Source organism: Planotetraspora kaengkrachanensis (assembly GCF_016862895.1).
In the GTDB taxonomy this organism is placed as follows: domain Bacteria; phylum Actinomycetota; class Actinomycetes; order Streptosporangiales; family Streptosporangiaceae; genus Planotetraspora; species Planotetraspora kaengkrachanensis.
In genome coordinates this window covers 121,159-143,164 of the sequence record NZ_BONV01000036.1, presented here as the reverse complement: position 1 = coordinate 143,164, position 22,006 = coordinate 121,159, and the positions used below count along the sequence as shown (strand labels likewise).

The 22,006-nt window shown below is 70.0% G+C and carries 20 protein-coding genes; 12 read left to right on the top strand and 8 right to left on the bottom strand.

Features of this window, described 5'->3' with window-relative positions:
• Positions 1 to 13: 13 nt before the first annotated feature.
• Complete coding sequence (locus tag Pka01_RS31245) at positions 14 to 2,035, top strand: molybdopterin-containing oxidoreductase family protein (protein WP_203886525.1); 2,022 nt, start codon at positions 14 to 16, stop codon at positions 2,033 to 2,035.
• Between the two features lie 13 nt (positions 2,036 to 2,048).
• Here Pka01_RS31245 and Pka01_RS31240 read toward each other — a convergent pair whose 3' ends face one another.
• Positions 2,049 to 2,810 carry an alpha/beta fold hydrolase gene (locus Pka01_RS31240; protein WP_203886524.1) on the bottom strand — a complete coding sequence of 254 codons (762 nt, stop codon included), beginning with the start codon at positions 2,808 to 2,810 and terminating at the stop codon, positions 2,049 to 2,051.
• Positions 2,811 to 2,887: 77 nt separating this feature from the next.
• Between Pka01_RS31240 and Pka01_RS31235 the strand changes: the two genes are divergently transcribed.
• Positions 2,888 to 3,451 carry a PadR family transcriptional regulator gene (locus Pka01_RS31235; RefSeq protein WP_203886523.1) on the top strand — a complete coding sequence of 188 codons (564 nt, stop codon included), beginning with the start codon at positions 2,888 to 2,890 and terminating at the stop codon, positions 3,449 to 3,451.
• Here Pka01_RS31235 and Pka01_RS31230 read toward each other — a convergent pair.
• On the bottom strand, positions 3,421 to 3,870 hold the full coding sequence (locus tag Pka01_RS31230; RefSeq protein WP_203886522.1) for a GNAT family N-acetyltransferase: 450 nt from the start codon (positions 3,868 to 3,870) through the stop codon (positions 3,421 to 3,423). The two genes, Pka01_RS31235 and Pka01_RS31230, sit on opposite strands and share 31 nt — an antisense overlap.
• Positions 3,871 to 3,956: 86 nt before the next feature.
• On the opposite strand from Pka01_RS31230, the gene Pka01_RS31225 reads away from it, so the two are divergent.
• On the top strand, positions 3,957 to 4,409 hold the full coding sequence (locus Pka01_RS31225) for a hypothetical protein (protein WP_203886521.1): 453 nt from the start codon (positions 3,957 to 3,959) through the stop codon (positions 4,407 to 4,409).
• A gap of 4 nt (positions 4,410 to 4,413) precedes the next feature.
• Here Pka01_RS31225 and Pka01_RS31220 read toward each other — a convergent pair whose 3' ends face one another.
• Positions 4,414 to 5,211, bottom strand: coding sequence for a class I SAM-dependent methyltransferase (locus Pka01_RS31220; RefSeq protein WP_239115617.1), 798 nt, complete (start codon positions 5,209 to 5,211; stop codon positions 4,414 to 4,416).
• A 156-nt stretch (positions 5,212 to 5,367) separates the two neighbouring features.
• Here Pka01_RS31220 and Pka01_RS31215 point away from each other — a divergent pair, with 156 nt between their 5' ends.
• Positions 5,368 to 7,191, top strand: coding sequence for an acyl-CoA dehydrogenase (locus tag Pka01_RS31215; protein ID WP_203886520.1), 1,824 nt, complete (start codon positions 5,368 to 5,370; stop codon positions 7,189 to 7,191).
• Positions 7,192 to 7,335: 144 nt separating this feature from the next.
• Entirely contained in the window at positions 7,336 to 7,557 is a 222-nt protein-coding gene (locus tag Pka01_RS31210) for a hypothetical protein (protein ID WP_203886519.1), read from the top strand.
• 56 nt (positions 7,558 to 7,613) lie between these two features.
• Here the strand turns inward: Pka01_RS31210 and Pka01_RS31205 are convergent, their stop codons facing one another.
• From Pka01_RS31205 to pdhA, 4 genes are all read right to left on the bottom strand, one after another.
• On the bottom strand, positions 7,614 to 7,907 hold the full coding sequence (locus Pka01_RS31205; RefSeq protein WP_203886518.1) for a Dabb family protein: 294 nt from the start codon (positions 7,905 to 7,907) through the stop codon (positions 7,614 to 7,616).
• A 102-nt stretch (positions 7,908 to 8,009) separates the two neighbouring features.
• On the bottom strand, positions 8,010 to 9,374 hold the full coding sequence (locus Pka01_RS31200; protein ID WP_203886517.1) for a dihydrolipoamide acetyltransferase family protein: 1,365 nt from the start codon (positions 9,372 to 9,374) through the stop codon (positions 8,010 to 8,012).
• 14 nt (positions 9,375 to 9,388) lie between these two features.
• Positions 9,389 to 10,363 (bottom strand): alpha-ketoacid dehydrogenase subunit beta, encoded by a 975-nt coding sequence (locus Pka01_RS31195; RefSeq protein WP_203886516.1) that lies wholly within the window; start codon positions 10,361 to 10,363, stop codon positions 9,389 to 9,391.
• Positions 10,360 to 11,451: a pyruvate dehydrogenase (acetyl-transferring) E1 component subunit alpha gene (pdhA, locus tag Pka01_RS31190; protein ID WP_239115615.1), complete on the bottom strand. Its 1,092-nt coding sequence runs from the start codon at positions 11,449 to 11,451 to the stop codon at positions 10,360 to 10,362. Before pdhA ends, Pka01_RS31195 begins: the two co-directional genes overlap by 4 nt.
• 296 nt (positions 11,452 to 11,747) lie before the next feature.
• Between pdhA and purS the strand changes: the two genes are divergently transcribed.
• The 4 genes from purS (at position 11,748) to purL (ending at position 15,693) form a co-directional block, all read left to right on the top strand.
• A complete protein-coding gene (purS, locus tag Pka01_RS31185) occupies positions 11,748 to 11,993 on the top strand; it encodes a phosphoribosylformylglycinamidine synthase subunit PurS (protein WP_203886514.1) in 246 nt (81 codons plus the stop codon).
• A 223-nt stretch (positions 11,994 to 12,216) separates the two neighbouring features.
• A complete protein-coding gene (locus Pka01_RS31180; protein WP_203886513.1) occupies positions 12,217 to 12,615 on the top strand; it encodes an ATP-binding protein in 399 nt (132 codons plus the stop codon).
• A gap of 142 nt (positions 12,616 to 12,757) precedes the next feature.
• Positions 12,758 to 13,441: a phosphoribosylformylglycinamidine synthase subunit PurQ gene (purQ, locus tag Pka01_RS31175; protein ID WP_203886512.1), complete on the top strand. Its 684-nt coding sequence runs from the start codon at positions 12,758 to 12,760 to the stop codon at positions 13,439 to 13,441.
• Entirely contained in the window at positions 13,438 to 15,693 is a 2,256-nt protein-coding gene (gene purL, locus Pka01_RS31170) for a phosphoribosylformylglycinamidine synthase subunit PurL (protein WP_203886511.1), read from the top strand. The genes purQ and purL overlap by 4 nt, the downstream gene beginning before the upstream one ends.
• Positions 15,694 to 15,762: 69 nt before the next feature.
• On the opposite strand, the gene Pka01_RS31165 is transcribed toward purL, so the two are convergent.
• Positions 15,763 to 17,877, bottom strand: a complete 2,115-nt coding sequence (locus Pka01_RS31165) for a M6 family metalloprotease domain-containing protein (RefSeq protein ID WP_239115613.1) — start codon at positions 17,875 to 17,877, stop codon at positions 15,763 to 15,765.
• A 104-nt stretch (positions 17,878 to 17,981) separates the two neighbouring features.
• Between Pka01_RS31165 and Pka01_RS31160 the strand changes: the two genes are divergently transcribed.
• From Pka01_RS31160 to Pka01_RS31150, 3 genes are read left to right on the top strand one after another with little or no spacing between them, the layout of a single operon-like run.
• Positions 17,982 to 19,136: a PucR family transcriptional regulator gene (locus tag Pka01_RS31160; protein WP_203886509.1), complete on the top strand. Its 1,155-nt coding sequence runs from the start codon at positions 17,982 to 17,984 to the stop codon at positions 19,134 to 19,136.
• Positions 19,137 to 19,189: 53 nt separating this feature from the next.
• Positions 19,190 to 21,277, top strand: a complete 2,088-nt coding sequence (locus Pka01_RS31155; protein ID WP_239115611.1) for an adenylate/guanylate cyclase domain-containing protein — start codon at positions 19,190 to 19,192, stop codon at positions 21,275 to 21,277.
• A complete protein-coding gene (locus Pka01_RS31150) occupies positions 21,274 to 21,939 on the top strand; it encodes a Crp/Fnr family transcriptional regulator (RefSeq protein WP_239115610.1) in 666 nt (221 codons plus the stop codon). The genes Pka01_RS31155 and Pka01_RS31150 overlap by 4 nt, the downstream gene beginning before the upstream one ends.
• The last annotated feature ends 67 nt before the right edge of the window (positions 21,940 to 22,006 follow it).

Below are 22,006 nucleotides of genomic sequence, written 5' to 3'. Positions count from 1 at the left end.
TAAGGTTGCGGCCATGGAGTTGCGGATTCTGGGTGCATGCCCGCTTGACTGCCCCGACACGTGCTCGTGGGAGGTCACCGTGAGGGACGGCCAGGCCGTCGGCCTCCGGGGCAACCGTGACCATCCGTACACTCGCGGGGCGTTGTGCGTGAAGGTCAACAGGTACCTCGAGCACACCCGCGCCGACGACCGCATTCTGCACCCCATGCGCCGCGTCGGGCCGAAGGGGTCCGGCCGGTTCGAACGGATCACCTGGGACGAGGCGCTGACCATCGTGTCCGACCGCCTTACGGAGATCGTCCGTGAGCACGGCGGCGAGGCGATCTGGCCGTACCAGGGCACGGGGACCCTCGGCTACATCCAGGGCTCGGAGGGCCTGGCCGGGTGGCGGTTCTGGAACGCCCTCGGCGCCTCGCGGCATGACCTGAACATCTGCTCGACCGCCGGCAACGACGGCCTGCGCCTCACCAACGGAACGCCGGCCGGCATGGACCCGGAGACCTTCGCCCTGTCCCGGCTGATCCTGCTGTGGGGCACCAACACCCTCACCAGCGGGCACCACCTGTGGAAGTTCATCCAGGACGCCCGCGCGAACGGCGCGTACGTGGTCGCCATCGACCCGATCAGGACGCGGACGGCCGACCAGGCCGACGCCCACCTCGCGATCCGGCCGGGAACGGACGCCGCGCTCGCCCTGGGGCTGCTCAACGTCGTCCTTGAGGAGGGCGCCGAGGACACCGCCTACCTGGAGGAGCACACCCTCGGCTGGGAGGAGTTCAAGGCCGAGATCCTGCAGTATCCCCCGGCTCGCGTCGCCGAGATCACCGGCGTCCCTGAGGAGGACATCCGGGCCCTCGGCGTACGGCTCGCGCACACCCGGCCCACGGGCATCCGGGCGACGATGGGCCTGCAGCGGCACGAGGGCGGCGGCGCCGCGTTGCGGCTCATCGCCTGCATCCCCGGGGTGACCGGAGACTGGCGCCACCCCGGGGGCGGCGTCGCGTACTCGACCACCGCGCACGTTCCGCTGGAGGTGGACTCGGGCGAGCATCTGCTGCGCGGGCCCGTCCGGACGCTGACCATGACGCGGCTGGCCGGGCAGCTCGACGAGTCGGTCAAGTGCCTGTGGGTCTACGGCGCCAACCCCCTCGGCTCCTCTCCGGACCAGAACCGCATCCGCGCGGCCATGCGCAGGGAGGACCTGTTCACGGTGGTCATGGAGCAGTTCCCGACGGACACCGTCGACTACGCGGACATCGTGCTGCCTGCCACCATGCAGACCGAGCACATGGACCTCCACCAGGGTTACGGCCACATGTACCTCATGTGGAACGAGCAGGCCGTGGAGCCCGCCGGCGAATCCCTCTCGACGACCGAGACCTTCCGGCGGCTGGCACGCCACATGGGCCTGACCGAGCCGTCGCTCCACGAATCCGACCTGGAGATCGCCGAAGGGCTGCTCCGCGGCACGCCCGGGATCACGCTCGACCTGCTGCGCAAGGAGGGCTGGGCCAGGCTCGACGTCGCCGACCCCTTCGTCCCCTTCACCGACGGCTTCCCCACGCCCTCGGGCAGGCTGGAGTTCGCCTCCGACCGTGCCGCCGCGGCCGGACTGCCCAGGGTCGCGGGCTACGTCCCCTCCCGCACGGCCCGTACGGCACCGGCCGACCGCGAGTATCCGCTCACGATGATCACTCCCGCGTCGCACACCTCCCTGAACACGACCTTCGGCAACAACCCCGAGCTGCTCCGGCGGTCGAAGGGGCCCCGGGTCATGGTCAGCGCCGCCGACGCCGAGGCCCGGGGCCTGGTCGACGGCGCGCCCGCCCGGGTGTTCAACCGCAACGGGGAGTTCACCGCCTACGTCGAGATCAGCGACCGGGTCCGGCCGGGCGTGGTCGCCGCCCCCAAGGGCCACTGGCCCAAGCTCAGTCCCGGGGGCGCCAACACGAACGCCACGGTGGACGAGCGCGACGCCGACATGGGCCGGGGGGCCGTCTTTCACGACAACCTCGTGGACATAGCGCCCCTGTGATCAATCTCTGTGATCAACCGCTGTGCTTCGCCAGGAACGCCATGATCGCGTCGAGCACCATCGTCCCCTGAGCGGTCCCGAAAAGCGCGGAGGCGTGAGCGAACTCGCCCTTGGCGACGACGAGCGAGCGGTCCGGTGACTTGACGGCGGCATCGGCGGCCGCCTGCAGGGTGACCGGGGTGGCTCCCGAGTCGTTCTCGGCGGTGATCTGCAACAGCGGCACCGTGAGCGGCTCCGTCTCCTCCGGGATCACCGTGCCCGCGAGGTTCACGACTCCCTCGGGCGGCTCCTTGAGTTCGGTGGCGGCGACGATCGACTCCGACCCGCCGATGGAACCGCCGACCAGGAAGATCCGCTCGGCGCCGTCCTTCGTGAGCCGCTCGGCCATCTTCACGATCACGGGGCTGACCGGTGCCGAGAGGCCGCGCTCGTAAAGGAGGACGCGGTATCCGGCGGACGCGAGCCGTTCCGCGAGCGGCCGCCACGTGCAGGCGGCGCCACCCCGTTCGTACGACACGACCACGCCGACGGGCCCGCCTCCCATGATCAGCCCGCCGTACGTGACGCCGCCGCCTTCGTAGGTGAACAGGCGGCCGTCGGCCGGTCCGTAGCAACCCTGCAGGTTCGGCCCGGTGAGGCTGGCCGACGGCGTGGCGGCCGCTGCCGGGGTCCCGGGGACGCCGGGCGGGCTCGAGGCGCCCACGGTCCCGCCGACCGTGCCCCCGCAGCCGGTCAGCAAGAACAGCAGGGCGATCAGGGCGCGCTTCCCCGGCATCCGCGACTCCCTACATCTATGTAAGAACTGACATAGTGAAGGGAATCGAAACGTGCGTCAATGGGCTGGAGGCCACCATGAGCTCCACGATCCCCACTCTCGGGTTCGCGATCCTCTCCGTGCTGGCCAGGGCCGACAGCACGGGTTACGAGATCGCCGGCCGGATGCGCAATCCGGTCGCCCGGTTCTGGACGGCCAGCCACAGCCAGATCCACGCCGACCTGAGGCGCCTGCTCGACTCGGGCCTGGTCGGCTACACCACCGCGCCCGGGCCGGGCCCCCAGGAGAAGAAGATCTATTCGATCACCGCCGAGGGCCTCGACGCCCTGCGGGAATGGGTGACGGAGCCGCCGCGCCCCCAGCCCGAACGGGACGAGTTGGTGTTGAAGACCTACGCAGCCTGGCTGGCCGACCCCGCCGCGCTGATCGCGATGTTCCGTACGGCGCTACGCGAGCACGAGGGGAGGCTGGCCGAGTACGAGGCGGCGTGGGCGTCCGTCGAGGAGGAGGCGCCGGCCTTCGGCACCTCCCGGTTCGGGAACATGGCCGCGCTTCGCTGTGGCCTCACCTACGAACGGCACCGCGCCGACTGGTGCCGCTGGATGATCGATCAGTTGAGCAGCAGCTTGAAACCCTCGTGAGTCGGCTCGTACCCGAGGGAGGAGTAGAAGCGGTGCGCGTCGGTGCGGGCCTTGTCCGAGGTGAGCTGGATCAGCGTGCACCCACGCTCCGTGGCCCGCTGCGCGGCCCAGTCCATCATCTTCCTGCCGATGCCCCGGCTGCGGTGCCGTGAGGCGACCCTGACCCCCTCGACCTGGGCGCGCTCGGCGCCACGCCGCGACAGCCCGGGGATGAAGGTCATCTGCATCGTGCCCACGATCTCCCCGTCCGACTCGACGACGATCAGCTCGTTGCGGGGGTCGGCGTCGATGGCGGCGAAGGCGGCGTCGTAGTCGAGCCCGGGCGCCGTGTCGCGGCTCGCCGAGATCGGATCGTCGACCAGCAGCGCCACGATCACCGGAACGTCCTCACGACGGGCCGTACGGAAAGAAAGGGACATACCGGAGACCCTAGCGGGGCCGGTTCAGGGGGCCGTCAGGGACTTCCCCGATGCTGACGGGCCTGCGGGAACGCACGATGGAGAGCATGAAGGAACTCAGCAGAAGCGACGAGATGTCGCTGGCAGGAGCCGCCCTGCGCGGCGCCCCCTGGAAGCCCGCCGCGGTCTCCGGCGGCGCCGTCGCGGCCACGAGCCTCATCATGGGCGTGATCCTCCCGGGATCCCCCGACCTCAGCTGGGCTCTCTGCGTGGGCATCACGATGTTCGCCCTGGTGGCGAGCATCGGCGCGATAGCCCAGCCGCACACGGGCGACCGGGTGACCCAGCAGGCCCGGGTGTGGGCGCTGCGCCACCCCTGGCGGTTCTCCCTCTACCCCGGCCTCGCCGCCGCCGCGCTGATGTACCCGGTACAGCTGGTCTTCGACGGCGAGGGCATCTTCGGCGCCGCCTGGGACGCCTTGTGCGGAGGCGCGTTCGTCTTCCTCATCACGGGCGTGCTCGCGCTCGCGATGCGCAGCCGCGCCAAGGCGACGAGGTGACCTTTCACTCGTCGGCGGTGCGGTCCCACCACATCGTGAAGATGGGCCGCCGGGGGACGGGCCAGACCCCGAGCTCGGTGGCCACCTTGATCACCTCACCTGCCCTGCCGGGGTCGAGGCACAACCTCCGGCAGGCGCTCGCCGCCATCTCCTCAGGCGACGTGAACGGGTCGTCCGGGGACGGGTACCGCTCGGCGGCGACCTCGAATCCCAGTGCCTCGGCGATGGAGACGGCGTCGGCGGCGGTCGGCGCCGCCGGCCTCGCCAGACCGTGGAAGTGCTCCCAGAGCGGGTTCAGCCAGCTCGTGGGATGGATCTCCGGCAACTCGACCACGACCCGCCTGCGGGCGTGACGGTCCAGGGCGACGAAGAACTCCGCCAGGTCGGGCACGTTGAACACCACGTGCGCGCACACCACGACGTCGGCCACGGGCGTGCGCTCCGCGACGTCCGGCCACCGTCCCTCGACCGTCTGAACCGCCGTTCCCCTGGCCTGCCTGCCGAGTTCGGCCAGCATCCCCGCGTTCTCGTCGACGGCGACGAGCAGAGCGGGTTCAAGCGGCAGGCTCGCCGCCCCCGTCCCGGCCCCCACGTCGAGCACGGTGCCGCCGCGCGGCAGCGCCTCACGTGCCCGTTCGTAGGTCGGCCCCTTCGGATCGGTCAGTAGCGAACCCGTCCTGCGGGCGAAGCGCTCCACCTGATGCGTCCAGGGATTCGTCGGCGCCTTCGCCAGGATCTCGTCCGGAATCGCCCAGGACTCCAGGTCCGTCCGCCATTTCGCCGTCAGATCATCAAGGCCCATCCCGCAAAGCTACGGCGAGCGGTCCCTTCTCACCAGCCCCATCCAGTGCCGGATGTGTCGGGTAAAAGATGCATGTAGGTGGTTACTGGCGGGTAGCATTCAGATAGAGTTACCGACCAGTACGTAACCCCCGGGTCTGGTCCTAGGAGTGCACAGATGGGTCACTACAAGAGCAACCTCCGCGACCTGGAGTTCAACCTCTTCGAGGTCTTCGGCCGCAAGGAGATCCTGGGCACCGGTCCGTTCGCCGACGTCGACGAGGACACGGCGCGCACCGTGCTCGACGAGGTGAACCGGCTCGCGACGGGACCGCTCGCGGAGTCGTTCGAGGACGCGGACAGACATCCCCCGGTCTTCGACCCCGCGACGCACAGCGTGACCATGCCGGAGAGCTTCAAGAAGTCCTACCAGGCCTGGGTCGACGCCGAGTGGTGGCGGCTGGAGCTGCAGCCGGAGCTGGGCGGCACGGTCGCGCCGCGCAGCCTGGTGTGGTCCATGGCGGAGCTGGTGCTGGGCGCCAACCCGGCCATCTGGATGTTCGCCTGCGGCCCGGCCTTCTCCCACCAGCTCCACGAACTGGGCACCCCCGACCAGAAGCGGTTCGCCCGGCTGGCCGTCGACCGCAACTGGGGGGCCACCATGGTCCTCACCGAACCGGACGCGGGTTCCGACGTGGGCGCCGGCCGTACCAAGGCGGTCGAGCAGCCCGACGGGACCTGGCACATCGAGGGCGTCAAGCGCTTCATCACCAGCGCCGAGCACGACATGGCCGAGAACATCTTCCACCTCGTGCTGGCCCGCCCCGAGGGTGCAGGCGCGGGCACCAAGGGCCTGTCGATGTTCCTCGTCCCCAAGTACCTCGTCGACCTCGAGACCGGCGAACTGGGCGAGCGCAACGGGGTCTACGTCACCAACGTCGAGAAGAAGATGGGCCTCAAGGTCTCGACCACCTGCGAGCTCACTCTCGGCGAGCGGCACCCGGCCGTCGGCTACCTCGTGGGCGGCGTCCACGAGGGCATCAAGCAGATGTTCATGATCATCGAGCATGCCCGCATGATGGTCGGGGCGAAGGCCATCGCGACGCTCTCCACCGGTTACCTGAACGCGCTCGACTACGCGCGCAACCGGGTCCAGGGCTCCGACATCACCCGCTCGGCCGACAAGTCCGCCCCCCGCGTCACCATCACCCATCACCCCGACGTGCGCCGCGAGCTCATGCTGCAGAAGTCGTACGCCGAGGCCATGCGGGCGCTGGTCATCTACACGGCGACCTTCCAGGACACGATCCAGATCGCGGAGTCCGAGGGCCGCAGGGACGCCGCCGCCGAGGCGATGAACGACCTGCTGCTCCCGCTCGTGAAGGGCGTCGGCTCCGAGAGGTCGTACGAGCTGCTCGCCCGGTCCCTGCAGACCCTCGGCGGCTCGGGCTTCCTGCAGGACTACCCGATCGAGCAGTACATCCGCGACTCCAAGATCGACTCCCTGTACGAGGGGACGACCGCGATCCAGGGGCTCGACCTCTTCTTCAGGAAGATCCTCAGGAACCAGGGGTCGGCGCTGGGCTCGCTCCTCGGCGAGATCAAGGCCTTCGCCGCCTCGGACGCGGGCAACGGCCGCCTCAAGGTCGAGCGCGCGCTTCTGGACGAGGCCGCCGACGAGGTGAAGGCCATGGCGGACACCATGGCCGGCTGGGCGATCTCCTCGATCGAGAACCCGAACGAGGTCCGCAAGGTGGGGCTCAACACCACCCGGTTCCTGATGGCGCTCGGCGACCTGGTGCTCGGCTGGCTGCTGCTCCGCCAGGCCGGGGTGGCACTCAATGCGCTCACGGAGTCGGACGAGGACCGGGCGTTCTACACCGGCAAGGTCGGGGCGGCCACGTTCTTCGCCCAGACCGTCCTGCCCCGCCTGGCCGCGGAGCGGCGGGTGCTCGCCGCGACCGGCGACGAGTTGATGGAGCTTCCCGAAGAGGCTTTCTAAGGCTTCCTGCGTGGTGGCGGCCGCCCGGATCTCCTCGCCGGAGATCCGGGCGGCTTTCGCGTACTTGGATCTCGCGCGGCCGGGTATTACCGATTGCGCACAGCCTCTTTACCTCGCCACTACGAACGTCCCGGAGGTCACGCGATGGGCATCGGGGTCAGCATCTTCTTCATCACGCTGGGCGCGATCCTGAAGTTCGCCATCGAGCCTGACGTCCTCGGCGACACCGTGCACATCGACGTCATCGGCGTCATCTTCATGATCGTCGGCGGTGTGGGTCTGCTGTTGAGCATCGTGTTCGCCACCCGGCGCGGCCAGACCTCCGACAACCACCTGATGGAGCACGAGAACAAGCCGGAGGCCTGACGCCGTCCGGGAGCAGGGCGCGTCACATCGGCCGGGAAGCCGCGCGTGGGCGACGGCTAGAACGCGTACTGGACCGCCGCGCGCGAGGCCACGATGGGCGCGATGAACTCGGCGATCACGGCCCGGTGCGTCGGGTGGTCGCGGTAGACGAGATAGTCCTCGGGCGAGTCGAAGTCGGCGACCACGGCGAAGTCGAAGTTGCCCTCGTTGATTCCGGCGTCCGCGCCGACCACGTAGTCCCGCAGCTGGCCGATGACGGCCGGCAGCTCCCGCAGGCGCGTGGCCACCTCGGCCTTCTGGTCCTCGGTGGCGTCCTCGGTCCAGGTGAACATGACGACGTGCCGGAACATGGTCTCCCCTTGTGCTGTGGCGTTGCCGCCACCTTCTCACAGCCCTCATCGTGCCGGACGCGGCGACCGGCCTTGCGGTCGCCGCGCCCGATCACGTACGGCTCAGCCCCACGCGAGCATCTTCAGCGGGTCCTCGAGCATCGCGCCGATGTCCCGCAGAATGTACGACCCGACCTCACCGTCGATCAGCCGGTGGTCGAACGAGAGCGCGAGCGTGGTCACCTTGCGTACGGCGAGCTGCCCGTCGACCACCCACGGCATGTCCCTGATCTGGCCGAGGGCCAGGATCGCGGCCTCACCGGGATTGAGGATCGGCGTACCCGCGTCGATCCCGAACACGCCGACGTTCGTGATCGTGATCGTTCCGCCGGTCAGCTCGGCCGGGGTGGCCTTGCCGGAGCGGGCCCGCTCGGTCAGGTCGTTCAGAGCCACCGCCAGCTCGGGCAGCGACAGGGCCTGGGCGTCCTTGATGTTCGGGACGATCAGCCCACGATCGGTCGCGGCCGCGATGCCCAGGTTCACGTAGTGCCTGACGACGATCTCCTCGTCGGTCCACGTGGAGTTGGCCATCGGGTGCCGCCGTACCGCGGTCAGCACCGCCCTGGCGACCAGCAGCAGCGGGGAGACCTTGACCTCGGCGAAGTCGGGCAGCTGGCGCAGCCGCCTGACCGCCTCCATCGTCTCGGTCACGTCCACCTGAAGGAACTCGGTGACGTGCGGCGCGGTGAACGCGCTCGCCACCATTGCCTGAGCGGTGGCCTTCCTGACGCCCCTGACCGGGATGCGCTCCTCCCGGCCCTGCGCCGCCTGCCTGATCGGCGCCGTAAGCCCGACCGCCGGCACCGTCGCGCCGATGGCGGCCTGCACGTCGTCGCGGGTGATCGAGCCCTGGGGGCCCGTCCCCTCGACGGTCGTCAGATCGACGCCCAGGTCCTTGGCCAGCTTCCGTACGGGCGGCTTCGCCAGAACGGCGACCCGTCCGACGGCCTGGGGGACGGGTGCCGCAGCCGGGGCAGGAACCGGGACGACCGGGGCCGCCGGGGGGGCCGCGGCCTCCGCGGTGGCCGACTTGCGGGGACGGCGCTTGGTGGAGCTGGCCATGACCCCGTAGCCGACGAGGACCGGCTTGCGCTCCTGCTTGGGCGCCGGGCTGCCGTGGACGCCCGGTTCGACCGCGCCCTCGGCGGGCGGGTTCGGCACGAGGTCCTCCGGGCTGCCCCCGGCCTCCTCCTCCGTCTGCACGGAGATGATCGGCGCGCCCACGTCGACCGTCTGGCCCTCTTCCGCCATCAGAGCGGAGACCGTGCCCTCGAACGGGCAGGGCAGCTCGACGACGGCCTTGGCCGTCTCGATCTCGACGATCGTCTGGTTGATCTTGACGTGCTCGCCCGCGGCGACGTGCCACTTGACGATCTCGGCCTCGGTCAGGCCCTCGCCCACGTCGGGGAGCTTGAACTCACGAAGCATGAGACTCCTCCCTCTCAGTAGGTGAACGCGCGGTCGACGGCGTCCAGCACCCGGTCGAGGTCCGGCAGGTAGTACTCCTCCAGCCGGGACGGCGGGTACGGAGTGGAGAAGCCTCCGACGCGCAGCACGGGCGACTCGAGGTGGTAGAAACACTGCTCGGTGATCCGCGCCGCGAGTTCGGCGCCGAACCCGGTGAACACCGGCGCCTCGTGCACGACCACGCAGCGGCCCGTACGCGTGACGGACTCGGCCACCACGCCCATGTCCAGCGGGTTGAGGGAGCGCAGGTCGACGACCTCGATGTCGCGACCGTCCTCCTCGGCCGCCGCAGCGGCCTCCAGGCAGGTCTTCACCATCGGCCCGTACGCGAGAAGCGTGAGGTCCGCACCGGGCCGGGTGATCCTGGCCCGGTCGAGGGGCAGGCCGGGCGCGGCCAGGTCGACCTCGGCCTTGTCCCAGTAGCGCCGCTTGGGCTCGAAGAAGATGATCGGGTCGTCGGACCGGATGGCTTCCTGGATCATGCTGTAGCCGTCGGCCGGGTTGGAGCACGCGACGACGCGCAGCCCCGCGGTGTGCGTGAAGTAGGCCTCGGGGGACTCCGAGTGGTGCTCCACGGCGCCGATGCCGCCGCCGCAGGGGATGCGGACGACGACGGGCAGCTTGAGCGCGCCGAGCGATCTGAGCGGCATCTTGGCCAGCTGCGTGATGATCTGGTCGGCGGCGGGGAACACGAACCCGTCGAACTGGATCTCGCAGACGGGCCGGTAGCCGCGAAGGGCCAGTCCGATGGCCGTGCCGATGATGCCCGACTCGGCGAGAGGCGTGTCGATCACGCGGTCCTCGCCGAAGTCCTTGTGCAGGCCGTCGGTCACCCGGAACACGCCGCCGAGCCTGCCGACGTCCTCACCCATCACGAGGACCTTGGGGTCGTCCTCCATCGAACGACGCAGTCCCTCGTTGAGCGCCTTGGCGAGAGTCAGTGTGGTCATCGCTCGAATCCCGCCAGGTAGGTGAGGTACTGGTCGCGCTCCTCATCGAGAAGGGCGTGCGGAGCCGCGTAGACGTGCTTGAACAGCGCCTCGGGCTCGGGGTCGGGCAGCTCCAGGCACCTGCGCCTGACGTCCTTGCCCAGCGCGTCGGCCTCCGCGTCGATCTTGTCGAAGTACTCCTGGTCGGCGATCTGGTTCTTGAACAGATAGGCCTTGAGGCGCTCGATCGGGTCCTTGAGCTTCCAGGCCTCCAGCTCGTCGGCGACCCGGTAGCGGGTGGGGTCGTCGGAGGTGGTGTGCGCGCCCATGCGATAGGTGAACGCCTCGATCAGCGTGGGCCCCTGCCCCTCGCGCGCGTTCTGCAGGGCCTTGCGGGTGACCGCGAGGCAGGCGAACACGTCGTTGCCGTCGACCCGCACGCCGGGGAACCCGAAGCCGGACGCCCTCTTGTAGAGCGGGATCCGCGTCTGCTTCTCCAGCGGCTCGGAGATCGCCCACTGGTTGTTCTGGCAGAAGAACACGACGGGGGCGTTGAAGACCGAGGCCCAGATGAACGACTCGTTCACGTCACCCTGGGACGTCGCGCCGTCGCCGAAGTAGACGATCGTCGCCGCTTCCCCGCCGTCGCGCTGCATCCCCATGGCGTACCCGACGGCGTGCAGCGTCTGGGAGCCGATGACGATCGTGTAGAGGTGGAAGTTGTGCTCCGCGGGGTCCCAGCCGCCGTGGTTCACACCCCGGAACAGGCCGAGGAGGCGGACCGGGTCGACGTCGCGGCACCAGGCCACGCCGTGCTCCCGGTAGGTCGGGAAGGCCATGTCGGCGTCGGTGAGCGCACGACCTGAGCCGATCTGCGCGGCCTCCTGCCCGAGGAGGGACGCCCAGATGCCCAGCTCACCCTGTCGCTGGAGCGCGACCGCCTCGAGGTCGATGCGGCGGACCAGGACCAGGTCGCGGTAGAGGGAGCGGACCTCTTCGTCGGTCAGCTCGATGTCGTAGTCGGGGTGCTCGACACGCTCCCCTTCGGGGGTGAGCAGTTGGACGAGCTCCGGAGGTGCGTCAACACCACGAGGGGCGTCGGATGTCACGTGCCACTCCTGTGCGTCGTGGGCCGTTCGTGGGCGGGGTCGCCACCGCGGTCGGGCCGGATCTTCTGGCATACGGCCGCTGGGGTGGTAGGCCGCACGCGTCTGCGGACATGGTGGCAGAGTCGGTACCCGCTTGCGCAAGACCCGCCATCACCGTCCACACCCTCCCCGATTCCCGCAGTGCCGGAGCCCAACACTCCCACTACTCCATCCGTGGCCGGACACCCGGTCCGGGGCCGCGGGCCGGTCGCTAGGCTTGTCGCGAAGCGACCCCACCACCCAGCAGGAGGAACAACGTGGCGCGCGTCATCGTCGACGTCATGCTCAAGCCGGAGATCCTCGACCCGCAGGGGCAGGCGATCGCCAGAGCGCTGCCCCGTCTGGGTTTCTCGGGAGTCTCCGACGTACGGCAGGGCAAGCGGTTCGAGGTCGAAATCGAAGGCCCGGCGGATGAAGCGGCTCTTTCGGACGTCCGGAAGATGGCCGAAACACTGCTCGCCAACACGGTGATCGAGGACTTCACGGTCCACATCGAGAGCTGAAGTGGGATATTTCACACTACGAAAATTAGGACAAAGTCCGTTATAGAGCACATCGTGCGAGCGTAAAGCCCTTCTTGGTAGAACCATAAATAACACGCACGTGATTTTGCGGTTAGCCCTGATTCACCGGGGAAGCCTACCTTGGTGACCTTCGACACCGGGGAGGGGTCCGGTGGATATTGAGTTTTCGCTAGCCATGCCGCGGGATGCCATAGGCATCCCCATGGTCCGTCGTGTGCTGGGGGACGCTCTCCGCTCGCTGGGCGTGACCGAGGACTGCGTGTCCGACATCCTGCTGGCGACCTCCGAAGCCTGCACCAACGCGGTGCGGCACGGAGGTCCCGCGAATCGTTACGAGGTGATGGCCACCATCGGCCACGGCCGTTGCGAACTGCGCGTCGTCGATTGCGGACTGGGGTTGGAGACGATCCCCAAGCAGTACCCCCCGAGCGATGCCGAGAACGGGCGGGGCATTCTGATCATGCGGGCCGTGGTGGACGAGATCTCCTTCGACATCACGCCTGGCCAGGGCACCGTCGTCCGGCTCCGCAAGGAGCTCGACTGGGACGAGGACGCCATCGCCCACCACCTCACGCTCGCCGGGCAGCTCGCCGGCGTCTGATCGGCCGGTTCCGAGCGCTCTGCCGAGCGGCCGATTTGGGTCCTTCGATAACCTGAGGTGTACCGCCACCGGCCGCCATCATCCGAGTAGATGGCGACTCGAGCGTGCCTGTGCCCAGTTACGGCTTGGAGGGACCACTGTCATGAGCGCTGCCCGGGTGGGCGTCGTCACCTTCCCCGGAACACTCGACGACCAGGATGCCGCGAGAGCCGTACGGCTGGCGGGCGCCGAGGCGGTGCCCCTGTGGCACGCGGAGCGTGATCTCAAGGGCGTCGACGCGGTCTTCCTTCCCGGCGGGTTCTCCTACGGCGACTACCTGCGTTGCGGGGCGATCTCACGGTTCGCCCCGCTCATGGAGGAGATCGTCCCCGCGGCCCGTGCGGGCCTGCCCGTGCTGGGCACGTGCAACGGCTTCCAGATCCTCTGCGAGGCACACCTGCTGCCGGGCGCGCTGACCCGCAACCAGGGGCTCCACTACGTCTGCCGCGACCAGCGCATCCGGGTCGAGAACGCCGACACGGCCTGGACGGCCGAGTTCGAGCGCGGCCAGGAGATCGTCCTGCCGGTCAAGCACGGTGAGGGCCGGTACGTGGCCGACGCCGAGACGATCGAGGCACTGGAGAGCGAGGGCCGGGTCGTGTTCCGCTACGCGGGCGGCAACCCGAACGGCTCGCTCAACGACATCGCCGGGATCACCAGCGAGGCCGGCAACGTCGTGGGGCTGATGCCCCATCCCGAGCACGCCGTCGAAGAGCTCACCGGCGCGCCCAGCGTCGACGGGCGAGGCTTCTTCACCTCCATCCTCAAGAATCTGGTGAACGCATGACCGTCGACAGCGTCAAGCTCGCCTTCGAGACCCCCGACGAGCGGCAGCCGTACGTCGAGCTGGGCATGAAGGACGACGAGTACCAGCGGGTCCGCGAGATCCTCGGCCGCCGCCCGACCAGCTCGGAGCTGGCGATCTACTCGGTCATGTGGAGCGAGCACTGCTCCTACAAGTCGTCCAAGGTCCATCTGCGGCAGTTCGGGACCAAGGCGCCCAAGTCGGAAGCCCTGCTCGTCGGCATGGGGGAGAACGCCGGAGTCGTCGACATCGGCGACGGCTGGGCGGCCACCTTCAAGATCGAGTCGCACAACCACCCGTCGTACGTCGAGCCGCACCAGGGCGCGGCCACGGGCGTCGGCGGCATCGTCCGCGACATCATGTCGATGGGCGCCCGCCCGATCGCGGTCATGGACGCGCTGCGGTTCGGCGGCGCCACCCAGCCGGACACCCGGCGCGTACTGCCCGGCGTCGTCGAGGGCATCAGCCACTACGGCAACTGCCTGGGCCTGCCGAACATCGGCGGCGAGGTCGCGTTCGACCCCTGCTACATCGGCAACCCGCTGGTCAACGCGCTGTGCGTCGGCCTGCTCCGCAAGGACCAGATCAAGCTGGCCACCGCCCCCGGGCCGGGCAACAAGGTCGTGCTCTTCGGGGCGCGGACCGGCGCCGACGGCATCGGCGGGGCCTCGGTGCTCGCGTCGGCGACCTTCGAGGACGAGTCGCAGGCCAAGCGGCCCGCCGTCCAGGTCGGCGACCCGTTCATGGAGAAGCTGCTCATCGAGTGCTGCCTGGAGCTCTACCAGGCCGACGTGGTGGTCGGCATCCAGGACCTCGGCGCGGCCGGCGTCTCCTGCGCCACGACCGAGCTCGCGGCCAAGGGCACGGGCGGCATGCACGTCGATCTCAACCTCGTCCCGCTGCGCGACCCGTCGCTGCGGCCCGAGGAGATCCTGATGAGCGAGTCGCAGGAGCGGATGATGGCCGTCGTCACGCCCGGCGACATCCCGGCCTTCATGGCGATCTGCGAGAAGTGGGACGTCCCCGCGACCGTGATCGGCGAGGTGACCGACACCGGCAGGCTCGTCATGACGTGGGACGGCGAGACGATCGTCGACATCCCGCCGGGCACGGCGGCCGACGACGGCCCGGTGTACGAGCGGCCCTTCCACGAGCCCGCCGGCCAGGCCGCCCTCAACGCCGACGGCCCCGAGCACCTGCCGCGGCCCTCGGATCTCCGCGAGACCCTCCTCACCCTGCTCGGGTCCCCGAACCTGGCCTCTAAGGAGTGGGTGACCTCCCAGTACGACCGGTACGTCCGGGGCAACACCGTCCTGGCCCAGCCGGCGGACGCCGGCATGGTGCGGATCTCCGAGGTCATGCCGGGCGCCGAGGAGACCACCCGGGGCATCGCGCTGTCGACGGACGGCAACGGCCGCTACGCCAAGCTCGACCCGTACGCGGGCGCCCAGCTCGCGCTCGCCGAGGCCTACCGGAACGTGGCCGTGACCGGCGCCACGCCGCTGGCGGTGACCAACTGCCTCAACTTCGGCTCGCCCGAGGACCCCGAGGTCATGTGGCAGTTCGCGGAGGCCACGCGTGGTCTCGCGGACGCGTGCCAGATCCTGGGCGTCCCCGTGACCGGCGGCAACGTGTCGTTCTACAACCAGACCGGCTCCGACGCGATCCACCCCACGCCGGTCGTCGGCGTGCTCGGCGTGATCGACGACGTCGCCAAGCGGGTCAGGTCGGGCTTCACGGTCCCGGGGCTGCGGATCGCGCTGCTGGGCGAGACCCACGAGGAGTTCGGCGGGTCGGAGTGGGCGCACGTCGTCCACGGCCACCTCGGGGGCCTCCCCCCGCAGGCGGATCTGATCGCCGAGCGCGGGCTCGCGGCCGTGCTGGCGGCCGCGGCGGCCGAGGGCCTGATCGAGGGCTCCCACGACCTTTCCGACGGCGGCCTGGCGATCGCCCTGGCGGAGTCGTGCATCGCCCAGGGAGTGGGCGCCTCGGTGAGCCTGCCGATCGAGGACGCCTTCGTCGGCCTGTTCAGCGAGACGGCCGCGCGGGCGCTGGTGTGCGTCCGGCCACTGGCGTTCGAGGCTCTGGCGGAGATCTGCGGACGCTACGACGTGCCCTGCTACGGACTGGGCACCACGGGTGGAACCTCGCTGATCGTCGAGGACGTCTTCGACGTTCCCGTCGCCGATCTCCGCGAGGCTCACGAGGGTGCGCTTCCGGCGATCTTCGGCTGACCTGCCGTACAGACCGCACGCAAAGGGCCCTTCCGGAAATCTCCGGAAGGGCCCTTCGTCATGTGATCACTAGAGGCCGACGGCGACGCAGGTCGCGGTGGCCTTCTTGGTCGGGTCGCTCTCGGACGTCGCGGTCAGCTTGACGGTGGCCAGGTGGCTGGCGCCCGGCCCCCGCAGGGCGTCGACCTTGACGGACTCGTGCTTGCCGAACTCGACGGTGGCCAGCGCGTTGGGGGTACTGGCGGTCCAGCCCTTGCCCTGGACCTCCGCCTTCAGCCGGTAGACGTCACTGCCGAGGTAGGCGCTGACGTCCTCGGGGTGCTGTCCCGGCACGGCCGCCTTCTTGCCGGTGTTGAACAGCGGGAAGCTGCAGGACGACACGCCCTTCTGGGACGTGGGCACGCCCACGCTGGGCAGGAGCTTGACGCCGTGCTTCTGCGGGCCGGCGCCATCCAGCGAGCGGATCGCGACGGTGTAGGAGAGGATGCCCTTCTTGTCGCGCTTCACATCGGTGATGTAGAAGTGCAGCCGGTTGACCTCGTCGGTGTACTCGTACTCGCTGCCGGAGTTCGTGCCCGCGTGGAAGAGGGCGTCGGCCAGCTGGCGGTAGTCGCCGATGGTGATCGGCACCTCGGTGCCGTCCGGGAGGACGTAGTCGGTCATCCCGATGTCCTGCGGGTTTGCGTCGACCACCCACTCGAAGGGGGCGCTGTCGGTGTCCTTGGTCTTGGCCAGGAGCACGCCCGAGTCGGAGGTGAAGGAGTCGGTGCCCATCCGGTCGACGACCTCGACCGTGTAGTTGTTGTAGTTGCCGCCGTCGCACAGCGGGTCGGTCTGGGTGGAGCACGAGCCGGTCGACTTGTCTCCGCCGTCCAGCACGATGTTGACGCCCGACAGCGCGCTCTTGCCGGGCTGCACCTCGCGGGCGGTCACGTTCGCGACGACCATGCCGGACTGGGCGAGCGCGTCACGCGACAGGCGCAGGACGTTCTGCTCGTCCACCATGTTCAGCTTGATCTTGTTGCGGAGCATGTGCTGGGCGCCCATCGACGCTCCCGCCGTGGGCGGGATCAGCCAGCGGCTGTGCGGGCCGCCCGGACCGTTGAAGCTGCCGCGGCTGAGCATCTCCCAGATGCCGGTGTAGGCGCGGCGGGCCGGAATGCCGTACGGGTTGTTGTAGTTGTCGCCGACGCCCATGATGTGGCTGAACTCGTGGGCGTAGGTCCCCATGCCCGAGCTCTCCGCCTGGACCGAGTCGACGCCGAAGCGGGCGTTGGGCCAGAACGTCGAGCCGGCGGCCCAGGAGGTCCAGTCGACGTAGCGGGTGGTCGACCAGTTGGGCAGGGCCGGGTCCGGCGGGCCGAACTCGTCGGTGACGTCCTCCTTGGTGGGGAACTTCATCATCCCGAACTCCTGCCAGGTGGACGACTCGTCCTGGCCGGCGGTCACGTAGAAGACGAAGTCGTACTGGGAGGCCACGTCCTGGCCCACGCTGTTGACCCAGGCGGTGTTGCCGTCCGTACGCAGGTTCCTGTTGCAGGTGTCACCGGCCGGGCAGGCGTTGCGCTGGTATTCCAGGCCGTACTCGTAGGACTTGCCCGGCATGGTGTACGGCCCGAACCCCGTGAGGTCCACGCCGTAGCGGCCTCCGGAGTCCTCCATCCAGTACTCGTGGAGGGTGTGGCCCTTGTTGAGCTTGCCGGGGGTGTTGAGGAAGTCCTGGTAGAACTTCGCGACCTGGTCCCGGGGGATGTCGTGGGCCTCGGCGCTGGGGTTGCCGAAGACCGACGAACCCTGGGGCTGGGTCACCTCGAACGGCTGGTTGGAGTAGTCGAGCAGCACCAGCGCGCCCTTGAAGGTGCGCGTGGACCCCGTGACCGTCGGGTCGGCCCAGTCGGTGCCCGGGACCTTCTTGTAGTCCGCCCACGTCATGTGGTCGGGGTTCTTCCAGTTCTGCGGGTCGATGGGCTTGACCGTGGGAGCCGACGAGCTGAGCGTGCGCAGGGACTGCGACGCGTCCGGCTCGTCACGTTGCCAGGGCTGGGTCTGCGGCCACTGGTTCAGCCGCCAGGGGTACTCGGGATCGTCGGCGGGGGCTGCGGATGCGGGGGTAGCCGCCAAGACGGCCGGCGCCACCACGGCGGCCGCCAGCAGGACCTTGAGCAGCTTGGGGAGGGCATTCACGATTCGGACGGTATATACGGCCTTGACCGAAATCATCGTTCAGTTGTAGAGAAGATCGAATGACGGTTTTCCGACAACCGTAGAAAAGTCCAGATAGGAGGCCGGTGGCGGATCTTCAGCGCATCGTCGACAATCTCGCCGCGCGCCTGCGCAGGCCGCTGTTACTCGAGGACGGCAGGCAGCGCGTGGTCGCCTACTCCGAGCAGGACGGGCAGCTCGACGACATCCGCCGGGACTCCATTCTGCGCCGCCACACCACGCCCGAGGTCCGCGCCTTCCTCCACTCCGCCGGGATCCACGACACGGCGGGGCCGCTGCGCACCCCGGGCGCCGCCGACCTGGGGTTGCTCCCCCGGGTGTGCGTCCCCGTGCGGCACGACGGCAGGCTGCTCGGATTCCTCTGGTTCATCGACGTGGCCCCCGCCATGACGGAGGCCGAGGTCGACGTCGCGGCCGCGGCCGCACCCGCGCTGGCGCTCGCGCTCTTCCACGAGAGCCTGGCGTCCGCGCTGACCTCGCATCGAGAACTCGAGGCCATCACCGGGGTCCTGCTCGGCGAGGACGGCGCCGCCCGGGCGCTGATCGAGGCCGGAGCCTTCCCCCAGACCGCGCCCGTCACGGTGGCGGTCGCCAAACCCACGGCGGCGGAGACCGACGAGGCGCTGCGGCTGACGCTCGAACGCGGACTGCTCGCACTGCGGCGCCGGCTGGCCGGTCACCAGCCCCTGCATCTCGTGCGCTACGACCACGCCGTGCTGCTGATCGCGGGCACGGCGACGTTCTCCGAGGAGATGCACGCCGCCATGGACACGCCGGTCCTGGTCGGCATCGGCCGGTCGCGCCCGTCCCTCACCGGGGCGGCCGAGTCGTACACGGAGGCCCTGCACGCGGCGGAGGTCGCGGCCAAGGTGCCCGAACTCGGGCGGTCGGTGGAATGGGCCAGACTCGGCGTCTACCGGATGCTCACCCGCGTTCCCCCCGACGACCTGCACCCCGGACTGGAGCGGCTGCTCGGCGACGACCAGCACCTGCCCCTGCTGGAAACGCTGGAGATCTACCTCGACCTCGCGGGCAGCGCGCTGGAGGCCTCACGCCGGCTGCGGCTGCACCGCACCTCGCTCTACTACCGGCTGCAGCGCGTCGAGGCGCTGGCGGAGACCGACCTGACGGACGGCGGAGAGCGGCTGAGCCTGCACCTCAGCCTGAAGCTGGCCAGACTCTCCGGGCGCTACCGCCCGCGGGCGCAGACGTTCCCATGACGTCGGCGCATGGGGATAATCAGGCGGCAGGTGAGCGACCGTGGAGGACACCCTTGCGGCCCGATGACACGCCCCCCGCGGCGCGCGAGTCCTACCTCCCGTCTGCGACGCAGCCGATCAGGGCCGTGGTCTGGGTGCTCCACCTGGTCCTCCCGCTGCTGGGCCTGTGGCTGCTTCTGGCCCAGCCCGCGCTCGACGTCGAATGGCACGACAACCCCAGCCATTTCGCGCTCATCCTGGTCGTGGCGGGTGTCAACGTGGTCCTCGGCGGCCTGGTCGCCCGCGCGTCGGCGCGGCGCGGGGACGCGCGGTTGCTGCTCGTCTCCCTGGTCTTCCTCAGCAGCGCGGGCTTCTTCCTCCTTCACGGGCTGACCACACCGGGGATCTTCGTCGACCTCACGCTCGGCTTCGAACTGGCCCAGCCCGTCGGCCTCACGATCGCGTCCGCCTTCGCCTTCGCTTCCGCCCTGCCCCTGGGAGCGGGCGCAGCGAGAGCGGTCCTGCGTGCCCGCGGCGCCCTGTGGGCGGGCCTGGCGGCCGTGCTGACGGCCTTCGGCGTCGCGTGCCTGGCACCCGGTCTCACGCCGCTGAGCGGGCCGCTGCCGCCGCACGGGGCGGGGCTGGGGCCCTTCTCCCTCGTCGGCGTCGGGCTCTACGCGGCGGCGGCGGTCATGATGTTCCGGTTGCACCGCCGCCGGCCCGCGGCGGTCCTGATCAGCCTCATCACGGCGTACGCCCTGCTGGCCGAGGCGATGGTCGCAGGCATGTCCCACCGCCTGTGGCACCTGTCGTGGTGGATGTGGCACCTGCTGCTCACCTTCGCCTTCCTCTTCGTCGCCTACAGCGCCTACCTCCAGTTCCGCCGCGAGGGCGCGGCAGGCGGCCTGTTCGACGCGGTGGCGCTGTCGGCTACCGCCCGCCGCGTGCAGGCGCAGTACGAGGAGGCCCTGGAGGAGCTCGTCGGGCACCTGCGCCGCAGAACCGAGTCGGGCGTACCCGTCGCCACCCGGCTCGCGGGACGGTTCCGGCTGACCGAGGGACAGGCGGCCGTGCTCGACCGGGCCGGGGCCGCCCTGGCCGCGGAGCGCGACCTGTCGGAACGGCTCGGCGCGCTGGCCGACGTGGGACGCCAGACCCGGGTCGGGCGTCCGGAGTCCGAACTGCTCACCCATGTCCTGGACCGGGTGCGGCGGGCCTACGGCGACGTCCGGCTGAGTCTCATGCGGGACGGCCGCCTCATCCCCTACGGGGACGGCCCTCCCGAGCCCTCACACGTAGCCCCGGCCCTCGCGGAGGGGCGGATGGTCCTCCACGACGGGCGGGCCGTCCATCCGGTGACCGTCAAGGGCAGGCTCGCCGGAGCCCTGTCCGTCCCCGCGGGGACGACGGCCCAGGACGAGGCACTGGCGGCCGCCCTGGCCGGCCAGGTGTCCATCTCCCTGGAGAACGCGCGGCTCTACCGCGAGTCGAACACCCTGTTCCGGCAGTACATGTCGCCCGACGTCGCGGAGTCGCTCCTCGCCGATCCCGGCCAGGCCGCGCTCGGCGGCAGCCTCGTCGAGGTGACGGCTCTGTTCGCCGACCTGCGCGGGTTCACGTCGTTCTCCGAGCGCGTCTCCCCCGGCGAGATCGTCGAGATGCTCAACCGCTACCACTCGGCCGCGGTGCCGTGCGTTCTCGGCAACGGCGGCACGATCGTGCAGTTCGTCGGCGACGCGCTGCTCGCCCTGTTCAACGCGCCCGCACGTCAGGAGGACCACGCGGCGAAGGCCGTACGAGCCGCCCTGGAGATGCAGGAAGCGGCCGCCGCGGTGTCACGGCGGGTGGTGTCCGAGCAGGCGGCCGGGCGCATCCCGGCGGTGGAGTGGCCGACGTTCCGCGTCGGGGTGAACACGGGCACGGCCCTGGTCGGCAACATCGGCAGCCCGGAGTTCCGCGGGTTCAACGCGATGGGCGACGCGGTCAACGTCGCGGCCAGGCTCCAGGCGCTGGCCGAGCCGGGAACCGTGGTGATCGGTCAGGCCACCCGCGACCTGATCGGACCGGCCCGCGTCGTTCCGCTCGGCGACCTGTCGCTGAAGGGGAAGGCCAGGACCGTCCGCGCCTACCGTCTCGTCGCACTCGAGGGGAGCAACGGGTGATCAGTCCGGAGCCGGGAGAGTTCCTCGACCTGCTGACCGCCGAGGAGATCGACGACCTGCGCACGGCAGGACGGCCCCGCCGCTGGGAGCGCGGGGCAACCGTGATGAACGAGGGCGAGACGGCCGACTGGGTGCTCGTGCTCACCTCCGGCCGGGTCAAGGTGTCGTCGCACACCGAGGGCGGCACCGAGGTCGTCCTGGCCCTGCGCGGCCCGGGGGCGCTCCTGGGCGACATGTCGGCGCTCGACGGTCATCCGCGGTCGGGGACGGTGACGGCCCTGGAGCCCGTCGAGGGGATCGTGCTCCGCGACTTCCCCGACTTCCTGCGCCGGCACGGGCGCGTGGCCGTGCTGCTCATGCGGCTCATCGTCGGCCGGCTGCGTGACGCCGACCGCAAGCGGGTCGAGTACGGCGCGTACGACACGACCGTGCGGGTGGCGACGCGGCTCGTCGAGCTCGCCGAACGGTACGGCGAGCCGGAGGGCGGAGGCGTCCGGGTGGCCCTGCCGCTCTCGCAGGACGAACTGGCCGCCTGGACAGGCGCCTCCCGGGAGGCGGTCAGCAAGGCCCTTCGCACGCTCAGGGACCGGGGACTGATCGAGACCGGCCGCCTCCGGGTGGTCGTCCACGACCTGGAGGAGCTTCGCAGGCACGCCCGTTAGACCGCCGCCGCATGATGGACGGCGGGCTCGACGGGGCCCCCGGTGATCAGCAAGGGCAGAATCGACG

Excerpts from the sequence above, each read along its gene's own strand:
- Pka01_RS31240 (WP_203886524.1), bottom strand. The coding sequence starts at position 2,810 with ATGCCGGGGAAGCGCGCCCTGATCGCCCTGCTGTTCTTGCTGACCGGC.
- Pka01_RS31215 (WP_203886520.1), top strand. The coding sequence starts at position 5,368 with ATGGGTCACTACAAGAGCAACCTCCGCGACCTGGAGTTCAACCTCTTC.
- Pka01_RS31245 (WP_203886525.1), top strand. The coding sequence starts at position 14 with ATGGAGTTGCGGATTCTGGGTGCATGCCCGCTTGACTGCCCCGACACG.
- Pka01_RS31180 (WP_203886513.1), top strand. The coding sequence starts at position 12,217 with ATGGTCCGTCGTGTGCTGGGGGACGCTCTCCGCTCGCTGGGCGTGACC.
- Pka01_RS31205 (WP_203886518.1), bottom strand. The coding sequence starts at position 7,907 with ATGTTCCGGCACGTCGTCATGTTCACCTGGACCGAGGACGCCACCGAG.
- Pka01_RS31220 (WP_239115617.1), bottom strand. The coding sequence starts at position 5,211 with ATGGGCCTTGATGATCTGACGGCGAAATGGCGGACGGACCTGGAGTCC.
- purL (WP_203886511.1), top strand. The coding sequence starts at position 13,438 with ATGACCGTCGACAGCGTCAAGCTCGCCTTCGAGACCCCCGACGAGCGG.
- Pka01_RS31230 (WP_203886522.1), bottom strand. The coding sequence starts at position 3,870 with ATGTCCCTTTCTTTCCGTACGGCCCGTCGTGAGGACGTTCCGGTGATC.
- Pka01_RS31200 (WP_203886517.1), bottom strand. The coding sequence starts at position 9,374 with ATGCTTCGTGAGTTCAAGCTCCCCGACGTGGGCGAGGGCCTGACCGAG.
- purQ (WP_203886512.1), top strand. The coding sequence starts at position 12,758 with ATGAGCGCTGCCCGGGTGGGCGTCGTCACCTTCCCCGGAACACTCGAC.
- Pka01_RS31235 (WP_203886523.1), top strand. The coding sequence starts at position 2,888 with ATGAGCTCCACGATCCCCACTCTCGGGTTCGCGATCCTCTCCGTGCTG.
- Pka01_RS31210 (WP_203886519.1), top strand. The coding sequence starts at position 7,336 with ATGGGCATCGGGGTCAGCATCTTCTTCATCACGCTGGGCGCGATCCTG.
- Pka01_RS31225 (WP_203886521.1), top strand. The coding sequence starts at position 3,957 with ATGAAGGAACTCAGCAGAAGCGACGAGATGTCGCTGGCAGGAGCCGCC.
- Pka01_RS31195 (WP_203886516.1), bottom strand. The coding sequence starts at position 10,363 with ATGACCACACTGACTCTCGCCAAGGCGCTCAACGAGGGACTGCGTCGT.